A 19187-nucleotide genomic window follows, 5' to 3' on the forward strand; every position below is an offset into this window, starting at 1 on the left:
AATTTTATCAAAAGGTGTCCTTTTTGTTTACTAAAATAACGATAGCAAAAAGCGTAGGGCCTACACATTTTTTGTGTGAACTCCTACGCCTTATTTTTTATTTACTGGGGTTTTGTCCCAGCCTCTTTCAATTCTTCAGAAGTTTTTCCTTCGATAATGATATATGATATAATTAAACAAAATTATCATTCTTTTTGAAAATGTATGTTAATACATAGGGGGATTGTCTTATGACGGTAAAAACAACGGATGATATCATTACATTAACGGAAAAATATGGTGCAGAGAATTACCATCCACTGCCTATTGTTATTTCCGAGGCTGAAGGAGTTTGGGTAACGGATCCAGAAGGAAACAAGTATATGGATATGCTTAGTGCCTATTCAGCATTAAACCAAGGACATCGACACCCAAAGATTATTCAAGCTTTAAAGGACCAGGCAGACAAAGTGACGCTGACTTCCCGAGCGTTCCATAATGATATATTGGGAAAGTGGACAGAAAGGGTAGCCAAACTAACGGGCAAAGATAAAGTATTACCGATGAACACCGGTGTTGAAGCAGTAGAAACTGCAATTAAAGCTGCACGCCGCTGGGCTTATGAGGTAAAAGGTGTAGCAGCTGATTCTGCAGAGGTCATTGCAGCAGATGGAAATTTCCATGGCCGTTCGATTAATTCCATATCATTATCTACAGACGAGACTGCGACGAAAAACTTTGGGCCATTCGTTCCTGGTATTATAAAAGTTCCCTTTGGCGATGCAGAAGAGATTCGCAAGGCAATTACTCCGAATACAGCAGCAGTGATAGTAGAGCCGATTCAAGGAGAAGCTGGTATTATTATACCTCCTGAAGGGTATTTACGAGAAATACGGCAGATTTGTGATGAGAATCAAGTATTGTTTGTTGCTGATGAAGTACAGACTGGATTAGCTCGTACCGGAAAGATGTTTGCCTGTGAATGGGAATCGATCGAACCAGATATTTATGTGATGGGTAAGGCTCTTGGAGGTGGTGTCATACCAGTCTCTGCAATTGCAGCCAACAAAGAAATAATGGATGTATTCACACCTGGTTCACATGGATCGACCTTTGGTGGCAATCCTTTAGCGTGTGCTGTTTCCATTGCAGCTATTGATGTTATTGAGGAAGAAAAATTGGTGGAAAAATCACAGCAACTTGGCGAGTATTTTGCAGAAGGTCTTAGAAAAATAAATAATTCTGACTTAGTAGAAGTTCGTGCCCGTGGTCTTTTCATAGGTGTGGAATTTAACCATCCTGTTAGAGAGTTTTGTGAAAAACTGAAATTAGAAGGAGTCCTCTGTAAAGAGACCCATGAGAATACAATTCGTTTTGCTCCACCACTCATCATCACAAAAGAGAACTTGGACTGGGCATTAGAGCGAATCTATAACGTGTTAAATAAATAGTAGAAAAAGGTAACGGAACATATACCACAGTTTTCTGACTGTGGTATTTTTTTATCCTATGACATGTAAATTGACAGTTTAATAGATTTAATGCAAATTATAAGAAAGATACATATTTTTTGGCAGGAGGAGTATACATGAAAAAAATATCGATTATTGGGATGCCGATGGATTTAGGGCAACTGAGACGTGGTGTAGATATGGGTCCAAGTGCCATTCGCTATGCCGACATCGTCGAGCGTCTTGAAAATAACGGTTTCCATGTAGATGATTTAGGTGATGTTCAAATTGGAAGAGATCGTTTGGAGACTGATCCACAAACGGGAATAAGGAACTTGACAGCTGTTGTAAAATCAAGTGAACAATTAATGGCAAAAGTCGAAGGGGTGATGAAGGCGAATTCATTTCCATTGATACTTGGTGGCGATCACAGTATTGCAATTGGAACATTAGCGGGTGTTACTAAATTTCGGAAGCGGTTAGGGGTTATTTGGTTTGATGCCCATGGGGATTTAAATACACCTGAAACATCGCCTTCTGGAAATATCCATGGAATGCCACTAGCCGCATCAATCGGATTAGGTGAAAAGAAGCTTACAGATATAGGTGGATTCACTCCAAAGGTTGAACCGGAAAATGTAGTGATCATTGGAGCGCGTTCATTAGATGAAGGTGAAAAGAACCTAATCAAAGAAAAAGGAATTAAAGTTTATACGATGCATGAAATCGATCGTGTTGGCATGTCATCGATAATTGAGGAGACCATTGCTTATTTTAGAAACAATGGAGTGGATGGGGTGCACCTATCATTTGATCTGGACGGTTTAGACCCTCTATATGCGCCTGGAGTTGGTACCCCAGTTGCAGGTGGTGTCACAACCCGAGAGGCACATTTGGCAATGGAATTATTAGCAGAATCACAGATGATCACTTCTGCTGAGTTTGTGGAAGTCAATCCGATTTTGGATGAACGGAATAAGACAGGACAACTGGCGGTTGATTTGGTCGGTTCATTGTTTGGTGAGCGAATCTTATAAATTATAGGCACAACCGAATTACTATTGACATAACATAGAGGGAAAGGGATAATCAGCTGCTACTGCTTGTTATTTTTCCCTATGTTTGTTATAGTAGGGTAACAATTAAATATCTCTTATTTCTTATAATAAGATAGAGGTTGCAAAGACCATCAGTACTTATGGGGAGGATGAATGAGATCCGTCGAACCATAAGGAAAGGGGAATTTGCCGAAGCAGAAGGAAACTCACTCTTCCCGATGCTGGGTCTATGTCGAAAAGATATAGATCTGTCATATAGGTAACTATATGGTGCGCTATCAGGCAGAAAGAACTAAAATGTTCAACAAGCAATAGCGGCCCACCGTTATTGCTTTTTATTTTGACTAGATATGAAAAGAAAGGGTTGTGAGTGACATGAATTTTGGAAGATTACTAACAGCGATGGTGACACCATTTGATGAACAAGGAGAAATCGACTATTCCAGAACTTCAGCTTTAATTGAACATTTAATAGCTACTGGTACGGATGGCTTAGTAGTAGCGGGTACTACCGGTGAATCGCCAACCTTAACGAGTAAGGAGAAAGTGGACTTATTCAATGTTGTTGTAAAAGAAGTAGATGGCAGGATTCCGGTACTCGCAGGAACGGGTTCAAACAACACAAGAGAAACAATTGAATTAACGAAAGAGGCAGAACAAGTTGGTGTAGACGGTATTATGCTCGTGACCCCTTATTATAATAAACCTTCGCAGCAGGGTTTATATGAGCATTTTAGCCAAATTGCAGCAAGTACTGCATTGCCCATTATGCTCTACAATATCCCAGGGAGAACATCTGTCAATATGACACCGGAAACAATCATTCGTTTAGCTGAAATTGAAAATATTGTATCCGTCAAGGAAGCAAGCGGAGATCTTGATGCAGCAGCAGAAATCATTCAAAAAACTGCGGATGACTTCAGTGTGTATAGCGGAGATGACGGCATGACGGTTCCAATGCTTGCAATCGGTGGAATGGGAGTAGTATCTGTTGCAGCCCATGTTATTGGTAATGAAATGAGGAGTATGATAAATAGCTTTTTAGCTGGTGAAAATGAACAAGCGGCAAAGCAGCATCGACGTATTCTACCGGTAATAGATGTCTTGTTCCAAGCACCTAGTCCTGCCCCTGTCAAGTCAGCATTGAATGAGGCGGGAATAGAGGTAGGCGGTGTACGTTTGCCATTAGTTGAGTTAACGGTAGACGAAAAGCAAAATCTAACTAATGTGATGGAAGAATTCAAGTCGGCAAATTGATTCTTTTAATAACAACTTCAGCCACGTATATATATAATATGCGTGGCTTTTGTCATTTTTTGTCTTGCGCTGAAATCTAATTGTAATATAAGCATAATCAAATTGTTATTTTCCAATGTTATACTTCATACCATAGATTCCTAACAAGAAATCTATGGAAATGGGGGAAAAAGTTTGCGGAAGAAAACTAGGATTTTTACCTTAATAGCTTCTCTAATTTTATTCCAATCAATATTTACAGTTGATGTCTTTGCTACGAATGGGGCTGAATTGGAAGAGATACAGAAAGAAAGAAAAGAAATAGAGAAAAATTTATCAGTACAAGAGCAAAGAATTAATGAATTATATGATGAGTTGCAAGCATTAAATGAAGAAGTCATCCGATTGGACGAGCTATTAAGTGAAAAACAAGCTAGGGTAGATGAAATTACATATGATATAGAAGTGACAATAGAAGAAATCTCTACCTTGCAAGAAGAAATTGAAGAATTAAAATTAAGCATTGAACAACGATTTGATATCTTAAAGGATAGAGCAGCATCGTATCAAAAGTCTGGTGGTCTAGTAAACTATATCGAAGTGCTCTTTGGTGCTAAAAGTTTTGGTGACTTCATCAGTCGTTTGACCGCTGTCAATCAAATTATGGATTCTGATACAAGTTTAATGGAAGAGCTTGAATCAGATATGGAATTAGTAGAATCTCATCAGATGACCAGAATGGAAAAGTTAGATGAATTGAATGCGATGCATGCCGAGCAAGAAGAAAAACTGGTAAGCATCGAAAAAGAGAAGCGTGTACAGGAAAATGCGCAAGAAGCTGTCGAAGCCAAACAACAAGAGTTGATTGCTTATGTAGAAGAGCTGGAGACTGAGGATAGTCAACTGAAATCAATGGAAGAAAAAGTGTTGGCAGATATTGCAGAAGCAGCTAAAAAAGAACGTGAGGAAAGAGAAAAACGTCGCTTAGCAGCGATTGAAAAACAAAAAGCGGAAGAAGCTAAAAAGGAAAAGCAAAAGGATGGCTCTAAGCTTGTTCAGGTTGCGAAAGTTGAACAAAAAGTTAGTAATGCAAAAAGTGACTCTTCCAAGCGATCCAGTAATGAATCGGCCAAGAATGTAAAAAAGGAAGAGAAGGCTGAGTCCAAAAGCTTCACCGTTACAGCAACTGCTTATACGGCTGATTGTAAAGGATGTTCCGGTGTAACAAGCACGGGAATTAACTTAAAAGATAATCCGGACGCAAAAGTAATTGCAGTTGATCCAGATGTCATCCCCTTACATTCACTTGTTTATGTGGAAGGCTATGGCTATGCTATAGCCGGGGATACAGGCAGTGCGATTCGAGGAAATAAAATTGATGTATTCCTCTCATCAGAAAAAGCCGCAAAAAATTGGGGCGTACGCAAAGTGAAAGTTACCATACAATAAAAAAACAAGTCAGCTTTACGCTGACTTGTTTTTTTCTATATTGATGCAACGAAACGTGAGAGATTTGTTATAATTTTTGTCCACAGTTCGGACAGAAATTGGCACCAGCGACTTTTTGGCCACAATTTGGACAGAAGTTTGGTTTGCTAGAATTACCGGAATTACCGGAATCCGGTGAAGCTGGGGCTTGTTTGGCTTGCTGCTGTTCCGTTCCTGGATCTTGATTTTGCTTCATATTTTTCATCATTTCGTTGGCTACATTCATGCCCATCATCATTCCGACCATATCAGAAGCGGTACCACTACTTTTCACTTTACCTGACGCAATACCATCGGTCATTTCTATTTGTTGGTATTTACTGACATCGCCAATCATACCGAGCGCTGCTGCTTTCTGAACTCTATCCTGAATTTCTTTAGGATAATTAAAGCTGCTGACATTGAATCCAGTGATTGTAAGTCCAAGATCATAGATTTCCATATCAAGATCTTCTTTAATACCTTGGGATATTTCGGAAGCGTTGATTTTCAGATTAAATAAATCCTTACCTTCTTTAACGATCCATTTCATCAATAATTGATCAAGTACGGATGTGATTCGAATTTTGACATCTTCTACTAAATAACGCTTCTTCACACCTGCAACATTCTCAATCAATCGCACATAATCATTCACCTTAAAATTAAACGTACCATTTGCACGAATAGGAATTCCACCTGGCATAGCAGGGGAAGGGGATGGAATATTAATCGGATTTTTTGTACCCCATTTTACAGTGAATTGTTTCGTGTTCACGAATAGAACTTCCACTCTTAGCCCAGTTCGAAAGCCAAATTTAAATCCTTTCAATGTAGAAAGGAAGGGAATGATTTCCGATTCAATGTTGTACTCTCCATCATCTTTGAAGATTCCTTCTATTTTTCCGTTATTAATAAAAATTGCATCTTGACCAGGACCAATCATCAAACGGCTTCCCCGTTTTATTTCTCGGTTCGGCCATTTCCAAAAGATCATATCGTCTCTAAATTCTTGCCATTCTACTATATCCGCTAATTGATTTCTAAAAAAAGACATCACTCTCATCCTTTCGATTTTTTTCCGTTTAAAATCCTCTTCTACCGCCACTATGTGATCTACCAGCGCCGGTGATTCCGCCACCACCGCCACGGAAACCACCTCCACCCCCGTTATTATTTGCAGATGGCTTTTTCCTTCTAGTTACGGTTTTTCTTAAATACCGATCCCGCTTACTGATTATTCTAGAGCTACTGCGATTTAAATAAGTTCCACTTGTTACGGTAACTCTTCCACCAGAAGTATAGGCCATTAAAAATACGATAATTGCTGCCAAGACAACTGCAACTGCAAGTTGGAAAAAGGTATTAAAAAAGACTGACTCTGGATTTACCCCAGGTCGAATATCTAAATATTCATCTGCTTTTTCAAAAAAGAGTTTGAATGCTTTATAATAGTCGCCCTGAGAGAAATAAGGCGTAACATGATCAAGAATCAATTCGATTCTTTCGTCATCAATATATTTTTCTGCGATACCAAATCCAGCAATATCTACCATACGAGAATCCATATCTATTGTGATGACGGCCATATTATCCTCTTGGCGATTAAATTCATCTTTTAATTCATCAGTAAAATCCTGCATATACTTCATAATTGTCTTCCCGTTAGTATCTTCTGTCGTTATGATGATAAAATCCGTATTCCATTCTTCAAAGTAGTTTGCTGCTTGCTTCTCTAATTCTTGCACTTGTTCATCTGTAAGCAGATCTGCGTGATCATAGATTCGCTGTACATCGGCAAGGGCAGGAGAGATTAATAGGAAAAATAGAAATGTAAACAAAATAGAAGTTTTCCATAAAAGTTTCATTAGAGAATGCCACCTCCCGTTACAATAAAGGAGATGATTTTCATCAGCAAGAACGATCCACCAGCAATTCCACCAAACCAGGCTGCAATTTTTCCTTTACTTAACGGAGGCTTCCCGACAACTTTCCCTGTTTGGCCGTTCATGGCAAAAATATGTTCTGATTGATCGTAATCATAGTATACCATCCAAACTGGGAGCATCGTGTAAAGACTTTTCCTGCTTTTTGTAGTGATGTTTTTATTTTTGTACCTTACAGATGTATAGCCGCTGACAGTGGAGCGGATGAAGTCGTCCAAAGGTTTATTCATTTTTTCCTTTACTCGGGGAAACAGTTCTTTTGCATCGTAATTATATTTTTCGGCAATGTAGCCGGCAAGGTAAGGGGTCTTAAAATCTTTAAGATCACTATATTGATAAGGTTCCAGTTTATCCATCAATTTGTCATCCATTTTCTCAGAAGCGTCCACCGGCACGCGGCTAAAATCAATTCGTAAATCTCGGTATACATCATAATATTTGGTTTCTGTATAAATATATTCCCCTCTTGAATACGTTCTAACTCGTGTTCCTACAGCATGAACCTTAGCTTCATTTTTTAAATCGTATAGCCAAAAAGGAACGTATATACCAGTTATCTTTTTAATACGACTTGCTGACATGAAGCCACGGGGAGTCAATAGCCCCTTGCGGCACCACTTGATAAAGGCTTCTTCTGCTTGGCGCTTGGAAATGGTAAAAGGAATGACGAGGGAGGGGGCAAGGATTCCTGATACACGGTCAGCTAGAACGACTGCAGCTCCACAAAAACTGCAACTGGTCGCTGTCGTATCGGCATCCGTCACGATGTTTGCGCCACAGTTATTACAATGATATTCCTTTGCTTCATCCTCTTCAAAAACGGTCTCGATAAATTCATCTGAAAAATCTTCAATATTGTCCTGCCTGCCACAATTCCCGCAGGAAAGGGCGCCGGATTCTGCATCAAAAGCCATATCACTCCCACAGTTCGGACATTTATAATGTATAACCATTTTTTATTCCCCCATTAGTTACTTTCCTGATCTTTATTCGGTATCAACTTACTGATCTCTGCATCAATATTTTCTATTTCTTTTGTTTGATTTCTAAGTTTAGCGAGAGCTTCAGCCTCATCTATTTTAAAATTCAATTCTTCCTCGTAACTGGAAAAGCCGCTTGAAACATGGGAATCACTAGTGTTTATTTTTTCCTGCTGGTTTAGTAATGCGGTTTTTTCTCTGATAGAATAGCTTCGTAATTCCAATTGTCTTAGATCCAGGGCTAACTTTTCTTCCAATAGTTTTAACTGTTTTGCATCAACGATAAGTTGGTTGTAGGTTGAGACTAATTCCAACTTTTTTGTTTCCAATTCTTCTTGTTTATTGGCAAACATCATTGCTTTTTCATAGTCACGCTCTTCAACCCGTTCCCGGTATCGTTCCAGCTTTCTAATTTCAGCTTCACATTCATCGACTGCTTGTTTAGCACGCTTAACATCCGATTCCAATGCATTCCGTTCAGAATTTACTGTTCGAAGGTCTAGATTAATGTCACGTAAGGTCTTTTGTACGATTTTATCAGGCTGTTTCATTACATCTAGGTGATGGTTTATATTTGCTTTCATTAACGTACTGAATCTGGATAATATCCCCATGGTCATCCTCCTCTGTTTTCGATTATCTTCAGTTTATCTTAATATATATTACTGGACAAATAAGAATTAGGTTTCATTTCAACAGAATGTCAAAAGAGTAAAATAATTTTACAGTTGTTATTGTTTTGTAAACCCTTCTTAAGATTTGTAATGGCTAATAAAGGATATACATGTATTAGAAAGCTAAGGAAAGGAATGAGTATGATGAAGAAAAAACTAACAATATTTGCTTCCACTTGTCTATTGTCGGGATTCCTTGTAGCTTGTTCAGATGGGGAAGAGCAAGAGCCAGAACAACCAATTGCACCGGATGTTCCTGAGGAGCAAGCTCCTCAAGACGGTAACGAAACAGATCCAGGAACAGAACCAGGTGGTGAATCAGGAACAGAACCTGGAACAGAACCAGGCGGTGAATCAGAAACAGAGCCAGGAACGGAACCAGGCGGTGAGTCAGGAACAGAACCAGGTACTGACCCAAGCACTGATTCCGAAACAGAAACTGACGAAGGATTATAATTCAAAACATTTAAATATGACGTTTCCCAAAAACGAACTCACTAACTCTGAGTTCGTTTTTTATTATTTTGATTTTATTGGATTTCTCAGAGCAGTATCCTTCATCACCGGAAACTGTAGCAAAGAATTCTATCAAAACCAGACCGAGAACAGTGTATGGATGGAAGTTCGTTAACACCGAAATAAGGAACAGTGTATGAATCGATTTATTTATCAAGTATGTCATCGACTAATTTTTTACAAATAAAATGATTGCATTATTTGAATATTTATTATATACTTTATTCAACAATGTTGAGTAAAAGTAAACTAGATTGAATTATTTATTATTTAAGTATTTTTTATAGAAAGCGCTTTGGAATATAGTCCTTAATTCAGTAGAATGCATACGATAGAATGGAGGGATAAGGAATGAGAAATTTACCGAGAGAAGTAATTATTAAGGAAGTCGGTCCCCGAGATGGATTGCAAAATGAAAAAGAGTGGATTCCTACTGATCAAAAGATTGCTTGGATTAATATGCTTTCCAATACAGGGGTAAGGGAGATTGAATACTCATCCTTTGTAAATCCAAAAATGATCCCAGCTTTGAAAGATGCAAGGGAAGTAGGACGTAAAATTAAACGGAATCCGAATGTAGTCTATTCTGCATTGGTCCCAAATATGAAGGGACTGGAATTTGCGTTAGAGGCTGGAATTGACGGGGCATCCGTGTTCATGTCAGCGAGTGAAATGCATAATCAAAAAAATATAAATAAATCCATTGCCGAAACGTATCCTGTACTTGAAGAAGTTATAAAAGAAGCTAAAGCAGTGGGAAAACGGGTCACGGGGTATGTTTCAACTGTTTTTGACTGTCCATATCAAGGGAAAATTACTCCAGAGCAGGTTCTTGAGGTTTGTCAGCGTTTAGTGGATGCTGGAGCAGATGATCTATCTTTAGGTGATACGATCGGTACTGCTGTACCGACCGATGTGGAAAAACTGCTAGAGGTTTTACTGAAACACTTTCCCAAAGAAAAATTAATTCTGCATTTCCATGATACAAGGGGGATGGCTATTGCAAATATCATGACTTCACTCCATTATGGGGTAACTCGTTTTGATGGATCGGTTGGAGGACTAGGTGGATGCCCTTACGCAAAAGGGGCGACGGGTAACGTAGATACAAATGATGTTTTATATCTTCTGCATGGAGTTGGAATACAGACAGGAATCAGCGAACGGAAGATGCAGCAGGCAGGCCTTTATATCCAAAATCTTCTAGGAAAACTGTTACCAAGCAGATCGTTAGCATATATATCGAACGCCTGATAGGTATAAAGCCATGTAGACAACCATTCATAGTTGTCTACATGGCTTTTACTTTGGAAATAGTCCCCGGTTCTTGACTTGAATCAGTCCCTAATATACGATTAATAACGAACATAGGAATTTAGAAGGGAATGAATATCGATAGATCTACATAATATTGGTAAGAAAATTAAACAAATTCGATTACGAAAAAAACTGACTCAACAACAAGTGGCTGATCAATGTGAGATATCAAAGAGTATGTTGTCAAAAATTGAAAACGGTCAAACTGCCGCTGCTGTAGCAACACTCTCAAAAATCAGCGATACGTTAGAAGTCCCACTTTCATGGATCCTCGATGAAGAAAAAGAAGAAGAGCTTATCATACAGAAGAAAAGTGAACGTCCATCTAAAGTAGGGGATGAATCCATGGGATATTCTTACGAGCTGCTTGCTAACCGGGCCCACTATAGCGGACTGGAACCAACGATTGTGCATGTCACTCCGAAAGAATTTAACAAGCGGACAGAAGGGTATACCCATTCACAGGATGAATTTATTTTTATCTTGGAAGGCTCCATTATCTTATTTTACAACGGAGAAAAGCATGTGATGGAAAAAGGAGATAGTGCGTATTTCCAAGGCCATAAACCACATTTATTTATGCCTGTGGACAACGAAGAAGCAAAAGTGCTTACATTATTTATTGATAAAGGATAGCCACGGAATGGTTCACATTTTTCATGAACCATTCCGTGGCTTTCAAGTTTTAGTCTGTTTTTTCTACCGTAGAAACCTCTTCTGTTTCTCGAGGGATCTTGATTGGTTGGTTAGCTTCCGGAAATGCTTGCTTACCAGCAATGCCCTCCAGTAATTCTTTTACATTAATACCAGATGTTTCTTTTAATGACTCTTGTAGAGTGGCCATCAAATTGGTTGCATAGCTGGATACTTTATTAGCACCACTATTGCCTTCGCTTCCTCCTGTATCAACGACAGTAATTTTGTCGATATTGCCAAGCGGACGAGCAATTTCTTTAGCATATTCAGGAAGCATTTTGATAACCATATCCAAAACTGCTGCCTCTCCAAACTGTTCGAAAGCTTCTGCGATTTTCTGTTTCGCTTCTGCCTCCGCAATACCTTTTAGACGAATGATTTCTGCTTCCGATTCCCCTTGAGCCTTTAGAGAATCTGCTTTTGCAAGACCATCGATCCGTACTTTTTCCGCTTCAGCTTTTGCTTGCGCTTCAATGCGGTATTTATGTGCATCTGCTTCAGCCATTTGTTTTGCTTTATCCGCAACGGCCGCTTGTTCAACAGAATAGCGGTCAGCATCTGCTTTTTTCTTCACTTCAGAGTCGTATTGTTTTTCACGACGCAGAATTTCTTTTTCTTCAAGTTCAATTTGTTTCTGTCTTTCGATAATCTTAATTTGCATTTCCTGTTCTGTAACTTGTTGCTTCGCTCTAGCAGTTTCATAGTCATAAGCTTGGTCAGCTCGGGCTCTTGCTATATCTTGTTCCCGGCGGAATTCTGCTACCTTCAATTGATTTTCTTTCTCTGCTTCCGCAATTTCAGTGGCACGTTCGAGTTCGGCTTTTTGGGCTTCCTTTGCAGCTTCCGCACGTTTGATACGTGTGTCTCTTTCAGCGTCTGCGGTAGCAATATCCGCATCTCGTTTTACTTGGGCAATTCGTGGTTTACCAAGGGATTCCAAGTAACCGTTAGAATCTCTTACTTCTTTAATTGTAAAGGATACAATAATAAGTCCCATTTTTGCCAAGTCTTGTGAAGCGACACGCTGTACTTCTTGAGAGAATTTATCCCGGTTCTTATAGATTTCCTCTACTGTCATGGAACCGAGTATGGAGCGGAGGTGTCCTTCTAGAACTTCTTTAGCTTCATATTCTCTGTCGGCGCGGGATTTACCTAAAAATTGTTCGGCAGCAGTTGCGATTTCATTGACCGAGCCGCCGATCTTAATAATTGCTGTACCGTCTGCCATTACAGGAACACCTTGTTCTGTATAGACTTCAGGAGTAGATACTTCAAGTTTACTGGATAATAAGCTTAAAGGACTTGCTTGTTGGAAAACTGGCAGAACGAAGGTACCGCCTCCACGGATGATTTTAATTTTATTTCCGGCTTCATCCGTATGTACATTTTTTCCACCTAGATAACTTCCCGTCACAATTAATGCTTCGTCAGGGCCCGCAGTACGATATCTCGTCGTGAAAATAGCAATAAAGGCAATAACTAAAAATACGACAATCGCCACTACAACCCAAATAGTCATGCTGATTGCATCGAACATTTTGTTTCCCCCTTATAGGTTTGTTTATTAAAATACTCTAGATGAGTAGATTAACCTGATTCCAGATCAAATCCGGTTTCATAAGGCACTACATACAGAACACCATTCTTTACTTCTATGACTAAGACACGCGTTCCTTCCTGAATCAACTCATTATCGTAACTTGCCGCAGGTTTGGAAATCGTACCACTTTTACTTTTGATTACAATCTCACCAAAACCATCCTCCGGAACAGATAAGATGATTTTTCCAACTCTGCCCTTCAAAGAATCTTCCGTATAACTTAATGATTCCTCTGCTGATTTCATAGGTATAAAGACGAAGATATTTAATACGGCAGCGAGAATGAATGCAAGAATAGAAGATATGATAATAATTACAATACTAGATAGAGAGGTAACAAGCTCTAAAATATATGCAGCTGCGGAAAAAAATGTTATAAAAGCTAAAATGAGTGCTGGATTAAGAAATGGAGATATTTCACCAAATACTTCAATAAAATCTCCGAAGAATAAATATAGTATGGTTAAAATCCCAGCGATGATCAAAACAAACAAGTAAATATTTTCAATAGGTGTACCAAATAATTCCATATCATCCCTCCTTTACCATTTAATTTCCTTAATCATAATACGGATGAACCTAGACATTGGTTTCATATTTTTTGAAAGTAATAATCTTTTTCTATTTTATGTTTTACATAAAGAAATATTGGATATTTTATACAGGTATTTTTGAAACAGAGGGGGAAGTGTTGTTATGAAATCTTTAAGTTATGTAAAGGGGGGTGAGATGAGTTTGTGGTGCGATTGCCATGAATAAAAGCTAGACAATCAAATTTAACATGATTGTCTAGCTCACTTATTTAATAAATAAATTCCATGGATATTCTTTTGGTGGAGAAGATTGAATCCGGATTTCCTCTTTTTTCGTAGGATGAGGAACAGCAAGTTCATTTGCCCATAAGGCTATCTGTTCACCTGGTTTGTTGACTTTATCCCCATATTTTTGATCTCCGTAGAGTGGGAGGTCGCGACTCGCCAGTTGTACCCTGATTTGATGTGGTCTTCCGGTATGGAGGTTGATGGAAAGCAGGCTCAGTCCATCCTTCGTTCCGATTAATTCGAAGTCCAGGATAGCCTTTTTAGCATCTTTATGAGTACTTGACGTCGTATATACTATATTTTCTTTTTTGTTTTTTACGAGATAATCTTCTAAACGAGCAGAATTCTTCTCTGGGGTCCCCCTTACAATCGCCAAATATTTTTTCTCCATCTGGTGTTTTCTTATCGTGTCTGAAAGGCGGGAAGCCGCTTTTGATGTTTTGGCAAAAACCATGACACCTCCAACAGGGCGATCCAACCGGTGGACCATTCCAGCATACACATTTCCAGGTTTATTATAGCGTGTCTTTATATCTTGTTTTACAAGTGTAAGTAAATCAGTATCTCCCGTCCGATCCGCTTGGACTGGAACATTTACTGGCTTGATGACAAATAACAAGTGGTTGTCTTCGTATAAAATTTTTAGATCCATGATTATATCCCTTTCAACGTTGTATTAGTTCATATCATAACATAAGTTAAGATGAACTTCTCTACTCGCAATTTCTATCTGTTTGAGGTTAGAGATTTAGAAAGAAAAAGGCATGCACGTCATATAAGACGAGCATGCCTCCCGACAATAGCCTAGAACTATTCATAAACATAACCTTCTTTGGAAACTAGGAAGCCAAAGATAGTAATAATTACTGCCGCAATCATAATAGCTATGGTTGGAATCATCCAGCTTCCTGATAAATCATAAAGAAAACCAATAAATATTGGTCCGAATGCTGCCAGGACATAACCTGCAGTTTGGGCCATACCGGAAAGTTCAGCAGCAGCATTAGAAGTCCTTGTCCGCAAAGAAAAGAGTGTTAATGCGAATGCGAAGTTACCAGATAGTGAAATTCCAATTAATACAATACAAATCACTGTAATGATAAAGTGACTGCTTATTAATAAGCCGCCGTAACCAACAAAACAAGAAAGGGTGAGAAATGCGACCATTCCTTTTAATGATTTTACTTTTTCGGCGAGAATAGGGACTAGAAAGCTTGCCGGCAACCCTATAAACTGTGTAAAGGATAACATCCACCCGGCCATTTCCGTTGTCATTCCGGTTGCATGTAGAATTTCAGGCAGCCAAGAAATCGTAACATAAAATAAGAAGGACTGTACCCCCATAAACCCAGCGATTTGCCATGCTAGTGGAGAGAGCCATATTTTTTTATGCGTAGCGTAAACATACTTCATTTCGCTTTCATCCGACGTTTTCGTCTTCTTATGTTTAGTACGTAGATAAATCCAGATGAGGATTGCAAGTAATACTGGAATTGCCCATATCAAAAGTGCCACTTGCCACCCAAGACCGAGATTTTCAGCGATTGGAATACTGATCCCAGATGAAATTGCAGCTATCACTCCCATTGTAGTCGTGTAAATTCCTGTCAAGACTCCTACTTTATGTGGAAATTTATCCTTGATTAAGCCTGGTAATAAAACATTTAAAATTGCAATTCCAAGTCCTGCAAATAAAGTGCCCGTAAATAGTAGAATAATAATAGAAGTCGTACGGGCACTAATACCGATTAAAAGTAAAACAAGACCAATTAACATTGCTCCTTCATACGTATAACGATTTCCTATTCTTGCCGCAAAGGGCGACATTATGGCAAACGCTATTAAAGGGAGACTCGTTAATAGACCAGCGCTCCAATTTGTAAGTCCAACATCATCCCTGATCATTCCGAGGAGTGGTCCCACTGCAGTTATTGCTGGTCTTAAATTGAATGAAATTGTAATAATTCCTGCAACCAACATAAACATATAGACCTTATTCGCATGTTCCAATTTTTCTTGTGTTGACATAAGATGTCTCCTTTCTATTAAGGAACGAGGAGAGAGACACGTAGTGAAACTGTGTCTCTCTTAAGTGCCGGTAACTTTTCTCTTTAATTCTGAACTAGCTTGGTTAATACCTCGATAGGTTACACTGATATTTTTTTCTCGATATTTTTCTTCTATCTTCTCTAACGCTGCTATTGCTGAAGTGTCCCACAAATGTGCTTCCGTCAAGTCAATAATAACTTGTTCAACATTGTCATCATAATTAAACTTTCCAGGGAAATCACTTACAGAAGCGAAGAAAAGTTGTCCTCTAATCGAATAAATCTTTGTTTGTTGTGCATCTAATAACTTTTCATTGATTTCAATTTTTGAAATCTTTGCCGCGAAAAATATTGCACTTAATAGAACACCGATAATTACACCGATAGCCAAGTTACTTGTAACGATTACGATTGCTACGGTTGTCACCATAACAATTGCATCTGTGATTGGAATCCGGTAGATGTTCCTTAGTGATGACCAATCAAATGTACTGATGGAAACCATAATCATAACTCCTGCAAGTGCCGCAAGTGGAATTTGTACGACTAATCCACCGAGTACAACGATTAAAAACATCAAAAATACTCCTGCTACAAGAGCGGATAATCTGCCACGTCCACCAGATTTTACATTGATAACAGACTGTCCTATCATCGCACAACCCGCCATTCCTCCGAAAAATCCTGCAACGATATTGGCGATCCCTTGACCACGACTTTCTTTATTTTTATCACTTGCTGTATCGGTCATATCATCTACTATATTTGCCGTAAGTAATGATTCAATTAATCCAACAATAGCGAGTGAGAAAGAGTAGGGTAGAATTATAATCAACGTTTCCAATGTGAAAGGAATATCGGGGAAGAAAAATGCTGGAAGCTTTTGTGTAATAGTTCCCATATCACCAACCGTACCTGTTTGAATCCCACCGTAGATGACAATCACCGTAATGACAACAATTGCAACTAGGGTAGATGGCACTGCTTTCGTCAATCTAGGCAAGAGATAAATAATTGCTAGTGTCAGCCCAACTAATACATACATTACCCATGATTCACCTGCAAAGTGGGGAAGTTGTGCCAAGAATATCATAATGGCTAAAGCATTCACAAAACCAATCATGACAGACTGAGGAACAAATTTCATGATCTTCGATAATTTTAAGGCTCCGAAAATAATCTGGATGATGCCTGTAAGAATGGTGGCAGCAAGTAAGTATTGTAATCCATAATCTGCTACGAGGTCGACCATCACTAATGCCATCGCTCCAGTTGCGGCAGAAATCATACCAGGTCTTCCGCCAACGAAAGCAATGACGACCGCAATACAAAATGATGCATACAATCCAACCATTGGATCGACCCCAGCAATAATCGAAAAAGCAATTGCTTCCGGAATTAAAGCTAAGGCTACTACAATTCCTGCAAGAATATCACCTCGAATATTTCCGAACCATTCTTCTTGCAATGTTTGAACTTTCAATTAATCACCTCTAATAAATTCTCAGTTGTTATAAATAGTAACCCTATAGCGAGAACTCGACTTTCACCATACAAATCATAGCATAAATGGGGAGAAACAAAAAATGACAAGGAAACGTTAACATCTTTGCTTCTTGTGGTTTTTCACTATTTTTCTATGATTTTCAACGTTTCTCTGATGATAAGTTGATTTTATCCATATACTCCGCTTGGCATTCATTTTTACAGCTGTTCAATTTGTCTAATTTAAGGTATACTTGGAACGATTTGTCAGAAATTAATTGGTAGATTCCATAGGATGGATTTATCAGAAAAAGGAGGGTGGAAAATGAAGAGTGAAAAGGAAAAGATGGTTGCTGGTCAATTATATAATCCTGAAGATCCACTTTTAAAAGAAGAGCGTCTGAGAGCAAGGCATTTAACAGGAGAGTACAATGTCACTTCACCACATGAGGATGAGAAGCGGATGGAAATCCTTAAACAGTTGTTTGGTGAAAGTGGTGAGAACACCTATATTGAACCGAGTTTTCGTTGTGATTATGGTTATAATATCCGACTCGGTAAAAACTTCTTTGCAAACTTTGACTGTGTATTCTTAGATGTCTGTGAGATAAAGATAGGAGATAACTGTTTATTAGGTCCTGGTGTACATATTTATACAGCATCTCATCCTGTTTCTGCAGTTGAACGGAATAGTGGGTTGGAGTATGGAAAAGCAGTATCCATTGGCCACAATGTATGGGTTGGGGGCAGAGCAGTTATTAATCCTGGTGTGACAATTGGTGATGGTGCAGTAATTGCGTCTGGTTCAATAGTTACTAAGGATGTTCCTGCCGGAGTCGTTGTTGGCGGAAATCCCGCGAGAATCATTAAATCAATTGAATGATTCTGATGTATTCTGGGGCTTCGGTTAAGTATCCATGGATTATTCTTAATTGGCATTTCCAAAAAGATATTATTATTGATGATTTTTTTGAAACCTTTTATGAAAAGTATCGTATAATCATGTAGGCAAACTTGAAAGGGGATTACAATGAAAAAAATTACAGTAGGAATTATGTTTATGCTCATTATGTTTTTAGCTGCATGTGGAGAAAGTGAAGATGCACAAGATGTATACCAAAAAGCGCTGGAAGCGGGAGAGAAGATAGAAAGTGCTGAGGTTGATATGACGATGAACCAAATCATCGAAGGAGACCCGGCGATGGGTTCTATGGAGATGGGGATGGATACGAAGACTGCGATGACGCTTGACCCGCTTACGATGCATCAAGCTGGTACGATTACAATGAATATGGATGGAATGAGTCTTGATAACGATATGGAAATGTATCTAACAAATACAGATCTTTATATGTATGAATCGATGAGTCAGACATGGATGAAGATGAGTAGTGACATGATGCCAATGGATCTAGCGAATATGGAACAAAATCCACAAGAACAGTTGGAAATGTTGGAATCATTTATTGATGAAATCGATTTTTCTGAAGAAGATGACTACTATGTATTTAAGTATGATGGGGATGGAGAAGAATTATTCGAACTTTCCCAGGAAATCATCAAAGAAAACTTTGGTGAAGGCGTTCTAGGAGATGCTGGAGTGGATATTGAAGAAGTGTTAGAAAATATGACAGTTCATTCCCTTTACTATGAAGTCCATATTGATAAGAAGACCTATGATACAAAGAAACTCATTACAAATATGGATTTGGATATAACGGCAGAAGGGGAAACTTTAAGTCTACAACAAGAAATGACTGCTACTTACACTGGTATAAATACAGTTGATGAGATTGAAGTTCCACAAGAAGTAATCGATGCAGCAGAAGAACTGTAAGATTAGGAATCTATCAATCTATATTATGGAGTGGTAAAAAAGCTCGGATTATTATAATCCGAGCTTTTATCCTGTC

General features: G+C 38.7%; 18 protein-coding genes and 1 riboswitch. Of the genes, 9 read left to right on the plus strand and 9 right to left on the minus strand.

What is annotated here, in order from left to right; all coding sequences use genetic code 11:
- Positions 1 to 230 precede the first annotated feature (230 nt).
- The 4 genes from M3210_RS05995 (at position 231) to M3210_RS20375 (ending at position 5173) form a co-directional block, all read left to right on the plus strand.
- A complete protein-coding gene (locus tag M3210_RS05995; protein ID WP_251512435.1) occupies positions 231 to 1430 on the plus strand; it encodes an ornithine--oxo-acid transaminase in 1200 nt (399 codons plus the stop codon).
- Between the two features lie 137 nt (positions 1431 to 1567).
- Positions 1568 to 2467, plus strand: a complete 900-nt coding sequence (rocF, locus tag M3210_RS06000) for an arginase (protein WP_251512437.1) — start codon at positions 1568 to 1570, stop codon at positions 2465 to 2467.
- Between the two features lie 126 nt (positions 2468 to 2593).
- Positions 2594 to 2774, plus strand: a riboswitch (Lysine riboswitch).
- A gap of 89 nt (positions 2775 to 2863) precedes the next feature.
- Positions 2864 to 3745 carry a 4-hydroxy-tetrahydrodipicolinate synthase gene (gene dapA / locus M3210_RS06005; RefSeq protein WP_251512439.1) on the plus strand — a complete coding sequence of 294 codons (882 nt, stop codon included), beginning with the start codon at positions 2864 to 2866 and terminating at the stop codon, positions 3743 to 3745.
- Positions 3746 to 3919: 174 nt separating this feature from the next.
- Positions 3920 to 5173: a PcsB-like coiled-coil domain-containing protein gene (locus tag M3210_RS20375; protein WP_285853600.1), complete on the plus strand. Its 1254-nt coding sequence runs from the start codon at positions 3920 to 3922 to the stop codon at positions 5171 to 5173.
- A 67-nt stretch (positions 5174 to 5240) separates the two neighbouring features.
- Here M3210_RS20375 and M3210_RS06015 read toward each other — a convergent pair whose 3' ends face one another.
- From M3210_RS06015 to M3210_RS06030, 4 genes are read right to left on the minus strand one after another with little or no spacing between them, the layout of a single operon-like run.
- Complete coding sequence (locus tag M3210_RS06015; protein ID WP_251512634.1) at positions 5241 to 6248, minus strand: SPFH domain-containing protein; 1008 nt, start codon at positions 6246 to 6248, stop codon at positions 5241 to 5243.
- A gap of 28 nt (positions 6249 to 6276) precedes the next feature.
- The gene (locus M3210_RS06020; protein ID WP_251512441.1) at positions 6277 to 7059 is read right to left on the minus strand and encodes a TPM domain-containing protein; all 783 of its coding nucleotides are present in this window, start codon (positions 7057 to 7059) and stop codon (positions 6277 to 6279) included.
- Positions 7059 to 8090: a TFIIB-type zinc ribbon-containing protein gene (locus M3210_RS06025; RefSeq protein ID WP_251512443.1), complete on the minus strand. Its 1032-nt coding sequence runs from the start codon at positions 8088 to 8090 to the stop codon at positions 7059 to 7061. Before M3210_RS06025 ends, M3210_RS06020 begins: the two co-directional genes overlap by 1 nt.
- A gap of 14 nt (positions 8091 to 8104) precedes the next feature.
- The gene (locus M3210_RS06030; RefSeq protein ID WP_251512445.1) at positions 8105 to 8731 is read right to left on the minus strand and encodes a PspA/IM30 family protein; all 627 of its coding nucleotides are present in this window, start codon (positions 8729 to 8731) and stop codon (positions 8105 to 8107) included.
- Positions 8732 to 8935: 204 nt separating this feature from the next.
- Here M3210_RS06030 and M3210_RS06035 point away from each other — a divergent pair, with 204 nt between their 5' ends.
- The 3 genes from M3210_RS06035 (at position 8936) to M3210_RS20575 (ending at position 11260) form a co-directional block, all read left to right on the plus strand.
- A complete protein-coding gene (locus M3210_RS06035) occupies positions 8936 to 9247 on the plus strand; it encodes a hypothetical protein (protein WP_251512447.1) in 312 nt (103 codons plus the stop codon).
- Positions 9248 to 9658: 411 nt separating this feature from the next.
- Positions 9659 to 10561 (plus strand): hydroxymethylglutaryl-CoA lyase, encoded by a 903-nt coding sequence (locus M3210_RS06040; protein ID WP_251512449.1) that lies wholly within the window; start codon positions 9659 to 9661, stop codon positions 10559 to 10561.
- Positions 10562 to 10729: 168 nt separating this feature from the next.
- Positions 10730 to 11260 carry a helix-turn-helix domain-containing protein gene (locus M3210_RS20575; RefSeq protein WP_349774325.1) on the plus strand — a complete coding sequence of 177 codons (531 nt, stop codon included), beginning with the start codon at positions 10730 to 10732 and terminating at the stop codon, positions 11258 to 11260.
- A 49-nt stretch (positions 11261 to 11309) separates the two neighbouring features.
- Here the strand turns inward: M3210_RS20575 and floT are convergent, their stop codons facing one another.
- The 5 genes from floT to M3210_RS06070 all read right to left on the minus strand — a co-directional run bounded on the left by floT (position 11310) and on the right by M3210_RS06070 (position 17272).
- On the minus strand, positions 11310 to 12839 hold the full coding sequence (gene floT / locus M3210_RS06050) for a flotillin lipid rafts scaffold protein FloT (protein WP_379596190.1): 1530 nt from the start codon (positions 12837 to 12839) through the stop codon (positions 11310 to 11312).
- A gap of 68 nt (positions 12840 to 12907) precedes the next feature.
- Entirely contained in the window at positions 12908 to 13450 is a 543-nt protein-coding gene (locus M3210_RS06055; protein ID WP_251512452.1) for an NfeD family protein, read from the minus strand.
- Between the two features lie 268 nt (positions 13451 to 13718).
- A complete protein-coding gene (locus tag M3210_RS06060) occupies positions 13719 to 14393 on the minus strand; it encodes an RluA family pseudouridine synthase (protein WP_251512454.1) in 675 nt (224 codons plus the stop codon).
- Positions 14394 to 14551: 158 nt separating this feature from the next.
- A complete protein-coding gene (locus M3210_RS06065; protein ID WP_251512456.1) occupies positions 14552 to 15769 on the minus strand; it encodes a CynX/NimT family MFS transporter in 1218 nt (405 codons plus the stop codon).
- A gap of 60 nt (positions 15770 to 15829) precedes the next feature.
- On the minus strand, positions 15830 to 17272 hold the full coding sequence (locus M3210_RS06070; RefSeq protein WP_251512457.1) for a SulP family inorganic anion transporter: 1443 nt from the start codon (positions 17270 to 17272) through the stop codon (positions 15830 to 15832).
- 327 nt (positions 17273 to 17599) lie between these two features.
- Between M3210_RS06070 and M3210_RS06075 the strand changes: the two genes are divergently transcribed.
- Both M3210_RS06075 and M3210_RS06080 read left to right on the plus strand, forming a co-directional pair.
- The gene (locus M3210_RS06075; protein WP_251512459.1) at positions 17600 to 18157 is read left to right on the plus strand and encodes a maltose acetyltransferase domain-containing protein; all 558 of its coding nucleotides are present in this window, start codon (positions 17600 to 17602) and stop codon (positions 18155 to 18157) included.
- 147 nt (positions 18158 to 18304) lie between these two features.
- Positions 18305 to 19111: a DUF6612 family protein gene (locus tag M3210_RS06080; RefSeq protein WP_251512461.1), complete on the plus strand. Its 807-nt coding sequence runs from the start codon at positions 18305 to 18307 to the stop codon at positions 19109 to 19111.
- Positions 19112 to 19187: the final 76 nt, after the last annotated feature.

The sequence above is a fragment of the Oceanobacillus luteolus genome (assembly GCF_023715655.1).
GTDB lineage: Bacteria > Bacillota > Bacilli > Bacillales > Amphibacillaceae > Oceanobacillus > Oceanobacillus luteolus.

What these genes read in the sequence shown, in the direction of transcription:
- M3210_RS06015 (WP_251512634.1), bottom strand. Translation starts at nt 6,248, where the DNA reads ATGTCTTTTTTTAGAAATCAATTAGCGGATATAGTAGAATGGCAAGAA.
- M3210_RS06075 (WP_251512459.1), top strand. Translation starts at nt 17,600, where the DNA reads ATGAAGAGTGAAAAGGAAAAGATGGTTGCTGGTCAATTATATAATCCT.
- floT (WP_379596190.1), bottom strand. Translation starts at nt 12,839, where the DNA reads ATGACTATTTGGGTTGTAGTGGCGATTGTCGTATTTTTAGTTATTGCC.
- M3210_RS06040 (WP_251512449.1), top strand. Translation starts at nt 9,659, where the DNA reads ATGAGAAATTTACCGAGAGAAGTAATTATTAAGGAAGTCGGTCCCCGA.
- dapA (WP_251512439.1), top strand. Translation starts at nt 2,864, where the DNA reads ATGAATTTTGGAAGATTACTAACAGCGATGGTGACACCATTTGATGAA.
- rocF (WP_251512437.1), top strand. Translation starts at nt 1,568, where the DNA reads ATGAAAAAAATATCGATTATTGGGATGCCGATGGATTTAGGGCAACTG.
- M3210_RS06065 (WP_251512456.1), bottom strand. Translation starts at nt 15,769, where the DNA reads ATGTCAACACAAGAAAAATTGGAACATGCGAATAAGGTCTATATGTTT.
- M3210_RS05995 (WP_251512435.1), top strand. Translation starts at nt 231, where the DNA reads ATGACGGTAAAAACAACGGATGATATCATTACATTAACGGAAAAATAT.
- M3210_RS06060 (WP_251512454.1), bottom strand. Translation starts at nt 14,393, where the DNA reads ATGGATCTAAAAATTTTATACGAAGACAACCACTTGTTATTTGTCATC.
- M3210_RS06025 (WP_251512443.1), bottom strand. Translation starts at nt 8,090, where the DNA reads ATGGTTATACATTATAAATGTCCGAACTGTGGGAGTGATATGGCTTTT.
- M3210_RS06080 (WP_251512461.1), top strand. Translation starts at nt 18,305, where the DNA reads ATGAAAAAAATTACAGTAGGAATTATGTTTATGCTCATTATGTTTTTA.
- M3210_RS06035 (WP_251512447.1), top strand. Translation starts at nt 8,936, where the DNA reads ATGAAGAAAAAACTAACAATATTTGCTTCCACTTGTCTATTGTCGGGA.
- M3210_RS06020 (WP_251512441.1), bottom strand. Translation starts at nt 7,059, where the DNA reads ATGAAACTTTTATGGAAAACTTCTATTTTGTTTACATTTCTATTTTTC.
- M3210_RS06030 (WP_251512445.1), bottom strand. Translation starts at nt 8,731, where the DNA reads ATGGGGATATTATCCAGATTCAGTACGTTAATGAAAGCAAATATAAAC.
- M3210_RS06055 (WP_251512452.1), bottom strand. Translation starts at nt 13,450, where the DNA reads ATGGAATTATTTGGTACACCTATTGAAAATATTTACTTGTTTGTTTTG.